General features: G+C 44.1%; 1 protein-coding gene. It reads left to right on the plus strand.

The genetic code is table 11. From position 1 onward, the window contains the following. Nucleotides 1-94: 94 nt before the first annotated feature. Nucleotides 95-1,483 carry an IS4-like element ISVa18 family transposase gene (locus GOU96_RS17445; protein ID WP_001959226.1) on the plus strand — a complete coding sequence of 463 codons (1,389 nt, stop codon included), beginning with the start codon at nt 95-97 and terminating at the stop codon, nt 1,481-1,483. Nucleotides 1,484-1,485 lie beyond the last annotated feature (2 nt).

Below are 1,485 nucleotides of genomic sequence, written 5' to 3' on the forward strand. Positions count from 1 at the left end.
ATACACAAATCCCCAAGCCTCTGCTTGGGGATTTTTTTGAACTAATTTTATGTTTCATGATCTGATCATCTAAGCAATAACAAGGATGATTAGAATGACTTATATAGAACCAACCCTCTGGGCACAAAAGCAATTTGGTCAAGCTCACCTCAATGACCCAAGACGTACTCAAAGACTCGTTGCCCTAGCTGCCTCTCTGGCCGAGCAACCTGGCGTACCGGTCTCGAAACTCATCATCTCCCCTGCAGATATGGAAGGGGCTTATCGCTTTATCCGTAATGAGCAAATCAAAGCAGAAGATATCGCTGAAGCGGGCTTTCATGTCACAGCGCAAGAGGCTTTAGCACAACAAACACTTCTTGCATTAGAAGATACGACTTCTCTAAGTTACTCCCATCGCAGCATACAAGATGAACTTGGGCACTCCAATCAAGGCAATCGAAATCGAGCTATGTTCATACACTCGACCTTACTTTTTGCTCCCGAAACTCAAGTGGTTGTTGGCTTAATTGAACAACAACGCTGGACTCGAGATATTGAAAAGCGTGGACAAGGACACCAGTACGCCACTCGACCATACAAAGAGAAAGAAAGCTATAAATGGGAGCAAGCTTCTCGCCATGTCGCAGAGCGACTTGGCGATAAAATCTCAGATGTAATTTCTGTGTGCGATAGAGAAGCCGACCTATTTGAATACCTCACTTACAAGCAAGAGCAACAACAGCGATTCCTTGTTCGCTCAATGCAAAGTCGCTGTATAAAAGAGCATGATAATCGTCTTTATGACTACGCTTCCAAGCTGCAATCAGCAGGAGAAAGAGTGCTCGACATACCGCAAAAAGGCGGCCGTAAAGCTCGTACAGTTCACCTAGACATCAAATATGCCCCCGTGACACTCAAATCTCCCGCGACTAAAAAAGAGTTCAATAACATTCCGCTTTACTACGTGGGATGCATAGAACAAGGAGAGAGTAACGATAAGCTCGCATGGCACTTACTCACCTCAGAGCCAATAACGAGCAAGGAAGAGGCACTTAAAATCGTCAGTTATTATGAGCTGCGTTGGCTAATTGAAGATTTTCATAAAGTCTGGAAAAGTGAAGGCACTCAAGTCGAGCAATTGAGAATGCAAAGCAAAGATAACTTAGAAAGGCTCAGCGTTATTCTGGCTTTTATCGCGACTCGGTTGCTCCAGTTGAGATTTATGAATGAATCAGATGAGTTATCTAAGAGCAGTTGTGAGCCGATATTAAAAGGCAAAGCATGGAAGCTAATGTGGCTAAAGCTAGAAAGAAAAGGGCTACCGAAGGAAGCTCCGGACATATCATGGGCTTACAGAGGTATTGCTCGATTAGGGGGTTGGAAGAATACAAAGCGAACGGGTCGTGCTTCTATAAAGACATTATGGCAAGGATGGTTTAGGTTACAAACCATCCTTGAAGGGTATGAACTGGCTAAGTCTCTTGATTCACCAGACTTGTGATC

Origin of the sequence: Vibrio sp. R-1 (genome assembly GCF_035615595.1) — a bacterium.
GTDB classification, from domain to species: Bacteria; Pseudomonadota; Gammaproteobacteria; order Enterobacterales; family Vibrionaceae; genus Vibrio; species Vibrio cholerae.